The following is a 6,118-nucleotide window of genomic DNA, read 5'->3' as shown; positions in this document are numbered from 1 at the left end:
ATCGCCGCCGTCAGCGACGTCTTGCCGTGGTCCACGTGACCGATCGTGCCGATGTTGCAGTGCGGCTTCGTACGAGCGAATTTCTCTTTGGCCATCGTCTCTTTCCTGCGGCAAGCTCACACGAGCGGGCGCCCGGTCAGTCGCTCGAAAACTTAATCGAGCCGGGCGAAAGACGCGGCTCGCTTAGAGGCTTGCCGTCCTTTGATCAAGGGCTTTGCCGACAATCGTCCCCGGGCCGCCGTGCCGGAGCCCCCTCACCCGATGGAACGCTTGATCGGAGACGCTTCGAGCAGGGCCGCCTTGTCGACGCCCAGCGCTTCGGCGATCTCGTCCAGCGCCGTCGCTTCGAGGGGGGAGATGCCGTCGTGATCGGCGACGTCGGCGGCGATCAGGAAGGCGGCGGCGCGCTCCGTCTCGCCGCGTCCGAGGATGCCGGCGACGCGGCGGAGGTTCTCCGCCCGTCCGGCGCGGGTCCGCGCCCGGGCGATGCCGTCGTAGAGCTCGCTCTCCAGCATCAGGCGGTCGTAGCCCTTCTCGAGGATCGGATTGGCCTGGATGCCGGCGAGCGCCGTGTCGAACTCCTCGCTCGCCACTTCCCCGTCGGCGACGATGACGTTGGCGGCGGCCGAGACCATGGCCTGCATCAGGGCCGTGTCGCCCGCATAGGCGGTGACGGTCTGGCTGAAACGGGCGACGATGTCCTGAAAGATGTTCATGGGACGCTTCTCATGGGGCCGTGTTGATGGGCGACCCGCGCTGTACGATTCCGGGGGACCTCGCCGTTTCGCGCCGGGAAGGCAAGGGGTCGTGCGACGCGAGACCGCCGGGTTTCAGAACAGGGCCACGAGGGTGACGCCCAGGACCATCAGCACGCCCCCGACGATCCGCCACGGGCTCGCCGCGTGGACGGCAAAACCGATCCAACCGAAATGATCGAGGACGATGGAGGTGGCGACGCCGGCCGTGACGAGGATCGCCAGGAACGGGGCTGCTCCGATGGCCTGCGCGGCGAAGAACTGCGACAGGACCACGAGGGCACCGAGGCATCCGCCGAACCAAGCCCAGGCCGGCACCTGCGCGGCCTGCGCGAGGCTCGGCAGGCTGAAACGGCCGGAGACGAGGCCGATGAACAGCAGGGTGGTCCCGGTGCCGAGGGCCACCGCGAGCCCCGCGGCGAAGGGCTGGCCGAGGGCCTTGGAGAGGGTGGCGTTCGTGCCGCCCTGGACGGCGTTGGCAATGCCGGCCACAAGCGCGAGACCATAGAGATACCACATCGGGATCACCACTCGGTTCGGGCGGTCACCGCCTGACGGAAGCGACCTCCCGCATATAGGGCAGCGACGGCCGAACATGACCGAAGGGATGGGACGCGAGGACGCGGTGCGCGCGCGGGTGGTCGATCAGGGCCTGCGCGGTCTCCTGCGGCGGGCGACGTCGGACGCGCACCACCGCCTCGATTCCGGCTGGGCCGGCCACGATCTCCAGGAACGGGGAGCCTATGTCGGGTTCCTCGCCGCCATGGCGGCAGCCCTGGTGCCCCTGGAGGCGGACCTCGCCGCGTCGCCTCCCGAAGCGCTGCCCCCCGATTGGCCGGCGCGCCGCCGCACCGACGCGATCCGGTCCGACCTGGCGGCCTTGGGGCATCCCGCCCCGCCTGCGCCGGCGATGTCCCGCGCGCAGCCGCCGGCCGAGGTCGCGGGGCTGCTCTACGTTCTCGAGGGCTCGCGTCTCGGGGGCCAGATGCTCCTGCGCCAGGCCCTGGCGAGCCCCGATGCGACGGTTCGGGACAACACCCGCTTCCTTCGGCAGGGCGAGGGTCAGCGCCTGTGGCCGAGCTTCGCCGCATGGCTCGAAACCCGGCCCGCCTCGGATGCCGCCGGCGCCGTCGCCGGTGCCCTCAGGGCCTTTTCACTGTTCGAGAATGCCCAGAGCGCCCGGGCCTAGCCGACCCGCTCGTCCGGCGCACTTTCGCACAGGGTGGTCGACGGTGCTGCAGCGCGCACCTGCGACGGACCGGGACCCTCGACAGGGTGAAGCCTTGGCTCCCCGACCGGAACTGGTTCGGCGCGGCGCGCCCGGGGCCAGGACCGGCCGCAGGATGGTGCCGGGTCCGGGCGGCATCGGCCAAGGTCCGGCCGCGAGGCAGGCCCGTCACGCCCTCGCGAGTTCCCGGGTGATGTGCTTCACCGAGGGCGTGACGATGGCCACGAACTGCGCCTCGCGCAGTGGCCTGCCCCCATTCGGTGGCCCAGGTTCGAAGTTAGTGCATCGTCGGTCGGGTGACGATGGCAGGGCGAGCGGACGGCACTGATCCGCTCGGTTCCGTTGGCCAGATGACGACCTCGGGCGCAGGTGGCTGGTATCCGAGCGACGAATTCGGCCGGATGCTGTTGTCGTGCCTTCGCCATTGCTCGATCACGACGCTGGCTTCCTTGAGGGTGTAGAACACCTCGCCGTTGAGGAGTTCGTCCCGCAGCTTCGCGTTGAAGCTCTCGCAATAGCCGTTCTCCCACGGACTGCCCGGCTCGATGTAGGCGGTCTGCGAGCCAACCGCTGCGATCCAGTCCTGGACCGTCTTGGCAATGAACTCCGGCCCGTTGGCCGAGCGGATATGGCCTGGCACGCCGCGCAGACTGAACAGGTCCGAGAGTACGTCGATCACGTCGAGGGCCTTCAGTCCGCTCGACCCGCTTCACGTTCACCGTCCAGCCGTCACGCCAGAGCAAGGCCGTGATCCGGCGATAGCCGTAGCGCCCGTACTGGAGAGCCAGCGCAACGATGGCGACCGTCAGAGCGGCCTCGTCCTCGACTACGACGGCGGATTTGCGCTGTGTCGAACGATGCTGCCCCAAAACTCGGCAGGCGAAGCGTTCGGACACACCGTGCTCGGCAACGACGGAGTCGACACAAGCCCGGCGGCGAGCCGGGCTCGGAAGTTTTGCTGGCGCTGCCCTTCGGGTCCCGCAGCCGCCTCCTTCAGGATGAGCTTCTCAAGGGTCAGATCGGAGATCGCCCGGCGGAGGCGCTGGTTCTCGGTCTCCAGGGACTTCAGCCGCTTGACCTGATCGCCCTTCAGGCCACCGTAATCAGGGGGCAGGCCACGTTCCTTAGGGTGATGGGGCGCAAGGCCCGACGGACCTGGGCGCCGTTCTACCCCCGGGGTCTGTGCTGGGCGGTCGGCATCGTGAGGAACCGGAAGGTCTACGCGGCCGACGTGCGACCTGTGCCGCCGCCGGTGCGCAGCAGGCCGTCATCGGACTGCTGTTTGCCGGCCTCGTCCCACTCGTCCTGTGCCACCATTGCCGAAGGCGCTTCCAGCTGCCCACCGACATCAAAATGCCCAGGGGGTGCTAAGTCAAAATCAGCGATTCACGACGCGCCTGTAGGCGGACGTTCATTCCTTCATCCGTCGCGGGCGGTTCTTCGTCTCCGACGTGCCGTTACATTCGCCTGAATTCGACCCGACGCGCGGCTACGTTCCTTGTTGGCCGAACGAGCCTTCGATCCGCTCAGTCCAGGCGCGCGGCAACGCCGGCATGGAATAGGTTCAGTGCCGTGCTGACCGTACGTTCGATCTCGTCTCGCGTTGGCTTCGGCCGAACCCCCAGGCTGAGATCGCGTACGAACGGGCTGACGACCATGCAAGCCAGCATATCTGCAGCGAGCTTCGGGTCGTCCGCCCGCAGCCGACCGAGATCGTTCTGCCGGCGTACCCATGCCGCGAGGGGCTCGATCACGTAAGCTTCGAGGGCGTCCTTGTACGCCTGCGCCATCTTCGGGAATTGCCGGGCCTCCCCGATGGCGAGGCGGTGGGCCGTGACGCCATCCTCCGAGGTCGACAACAAGCAGAACTCGATGAGGCAGTGCGCGACCTCCGAACGAACGAGGTCGGAACTGGCTGACGTGAAGATCGCGCTGAACAGCGTTTGGCATGCGTCCGCCACCACCTCGTACATGAGCGCCTCCTTGGACGCCGCATACTGGTAGACCGTCTTTTTCGAGATCCCCGCCTTGGCGGCGATGGAAGCAACCGTCGCGCCCGCGAAACCCGAGCCGAGGAACTCCGCCCGGGCTACGGCCACGAGCCGAGCGTAGGTCTGATCGTCCTTGGCGACCCGTGGGACCGAGACGGCCTCCTCAGACTCCGGCATGGGCATTCCCCCTCCGCCTCTCCGCATCGTGGCGCCTCGCATCGACTAGATCACGTAATCAAAAACCGTATGGTTTCCAGGAATGACCGGTATGCGACATTGCTCGGCCGGGCGACAGAAGCCCATAGCGCAGACCCGATTATAACTGGAGAATGATGAAAACCTAAATGATTCGCATCGTTGAGTCGTCGCTCGCCCCGTGCTCCATCACAGGATCGGGAGCCATACCGGAATCCATGTTCCGAAAGACAGCTTGCCAACTTCTGGAAGGAAACCATATGGTTTCCATGGAAGGGCCGCGACGCTCTCGTTTGATGGCGTTCCGGCGACCAGACGCTCATTTCGGGCGGACCGAAGGAGATTGGGGATGAGGACATCCGAATGCACATCAAGACACTTCGTCCGAAGTGCCGTCGCCTGTGTCCTGCTGGCTGCCGCTGCAGCGACGCCGGCAAGCGCCGGCGATGACAGTCTCCACGCCGACACCGCCGCCGAAAGGCGCGCCTGCACACCGGACGTCCTCCGGCTGTGCCGCACACTCATCCCGGACCGGCGGGCGATCACCGACTGCCTCCTCACGAACAGCTCGCGGCTCAGTCCGGATTGCCGCGCCGTCATGGCCAGCCGGCGGTGAGAGATTCCCGTGAATAACCCCATGCCATCCGAGGACGGATACATGAGCGGCTTCAGCACTCCCGAGACGGGCCCGCCCATTGCCATCATCGGCAGCGGCACTTTGGACCAGTGGATCGCCTGAAAGGATTTGATCCCGCGGTGTAACGATACGGTCGAGTACCCTGTCGCAAGGGATAGGCTACTGGGTAGGTTCTCCGTGGAAATGCCACCACGAGGGAGGCAATCCGTCGCGCGATCCAGTCACGTGAAGAGAGCGTGAGGGCGCTGGCCCGGTGCACCGGCGTCAGCCCGACGCCGGTGCAGAAGGGGCACAAACGGACGAGCACAGCGGCTGCCCGGATGGGCCCAAGGAGCTGCGCTCCAGCGTGCTTGCGGTCGAAGAGGGTGCGATCATCGTCGCCTTCCGGCGGCACACGCCGCCCCCGCTCGACGATTGCCTCTATGGCCTGCAGCCGACGATCCCGCACCTGACCTGGTCCTCGCTGCCTCGTTGCCTGGATCGGCACGGCATCGGTCGACGATCCGAGATAGAAGGCGACAAAACCGAGACGCAGCGCTTTGCGAGTTACGCCATGGGCTACGTTCACAGCGGCATTGCCGAGGTCGGCACGGCTGAAGGCAGGGCTCGGGCTGTTTGTGGCCATCGACCGCATCGGCAAGTTCGCCTTCGTGCTGCTGGTGGAGAGCGTCGGTACGATGGAGGCTCCTCGGTTCCTCCGCGACTTCATCGAAGCGGTGCCTTACCGTATCCACACCGTGCTCACCCACGACGGCATTCAGGTCACGTCACGCCGACGGGACGTCTACGCCAGCCAGCACATATTCGATCGCGTCTGCGACGAGCATGGCATCGACCATCGGTTGACCAAGGTGAACCACTCTTGGGCCAACGGGTAAGTCCAGCGTTTGCCCCGGAGGGCAGCGCGAAGCAGCAAACCGTATGATCGAGGATACGACGATCACACGCGACCACTACGACCGCCATGCTCAGCTTCGAGCGTATCTGCATCTGTTCGTCGATGACCACAACCATGACCGCGGACACAAGACGCTGTACGGCCTGACACCCACAGAGTTCATCCTCGACGCCTGAACGAAACAGCCCGATGGCTTCAGGATCAACCTGTCACACCTCCTCTCGGGGTCGTGTACCGAGAAACCCGGATGACGAACACAATCGCAGGTGGTATGCGGTGTCGTCAGCTCGACGGTCCGGAGACCCGCCGATGGAGCCCTGACGTGACTGGCTGGCTTTGGACCGGGCTGATTGAGAGGATCAGCCAGGACCGAAGGAGCTGGACATGCGGCGAGGTCAGAAGACGGGTGCGGAG

The 6,118-nt window shown here is 66.2% G+C and carries 5 protein-coding genes and 2 pseudogenes; 2 read left to right on the top strand and 5 right to left on the bottom strand.

Annotation, left to right across the window (positions count from 1 at the left end):
* The 3 genes from ASF27_RS22365 to ASF27_RS14390 form a co-directional block, all read right to left on the bottom strand.
* Positions 1–95, bottom strand: a 95-nt coding sequence (locus ASF27_RS22365; RefSeq protein WP_139221393.1) for a GTP-binding protein, incomplete at its 3' end; no start/stop codon positions are given.
* 159 nt (positions 96–254) lie between these two features.
* Positions 255–716, bottom strand: coding sequence for a tellurite resistance TerB family protein (locus tag ASF27_RS14395; RefSeq protein WP_056172274.1), 462 nt, complete (start codon positions 714–716; stop codon positions 255–257).
* A 114-nt stretch (positions 717–830) separates the two neighbouring features.
* Entirely contained in the window at positions 831–1,274 is a 444-nt protein-coding gene (locus tag ASF27_RS14390) for a DMT family transporter (protein ID WP_056172277.1), read from the bottom strand.
* Positions 1,275–1,350: 76 nt separating this feature from the next.
* Between ASF27_RS14390 and ASF27_RS14385 the strand changes: the two genes are divergently transcribed.
* Complete coding sequence (locus ASF27_RS14385; protein WP_156467543.1) at positions 1,351–1,944, top strand: biliverdin-producing heme oxygenase; 594 nt, start codon at positions 1,351–1,353, stop codon at positions 1,942–1,944.
* Between the two features lie 316 nt (positions 1,945–2,260).
* On the opposite strand, the pseudogene ASF27_RS14380 reads toward ASF27_RS14385, so the two are convergent.
* Positions 2,261–3,088 (bottom strand): annotated as a pseudogene (locus ASF27_RS14380) (integrase core domain-containing protein); the annotation flags it as partial.
* A 421-nt stretch (positions 3,089–3,509) separates the two neighbouring features.
* On the bottom strand, positions 3,510–4,157 hold the full coding sequence (locus ASF27_RS14375; protein ID WP_056172280.1) for a TetR/AcrR family transcriptional regulator: 648 nt from the start codon (positions 4,155–4,157) through the stop codon (positions 3,510–3,512).
* 852 nt (positions 4,158–5,009) lie between these two features.
* On the opposite strand from ASF27_RS14375, the pseudogene ASF27_RS14370 reads away from it, so the two are divergent.
* Positions 5,010–5,955: pseudogene (locus ASF27_RS14370) on the top strand (IS481 family transposase).
* Positions 5,956–6,118: the final 163 nt, after the last annotated feature.

The organism is Methylobacterium sp. Leaf102, assembly GCF_001422425.1.
Lineage (GTDB): Bacteria > Pseudomonadota > Alphaproteobacteria > Rhizobiales > Beijerinckiaceae > Methylobacterium.
This window is presented reverse-complemented; position numbering and strand designations above follow the sequence as displayed.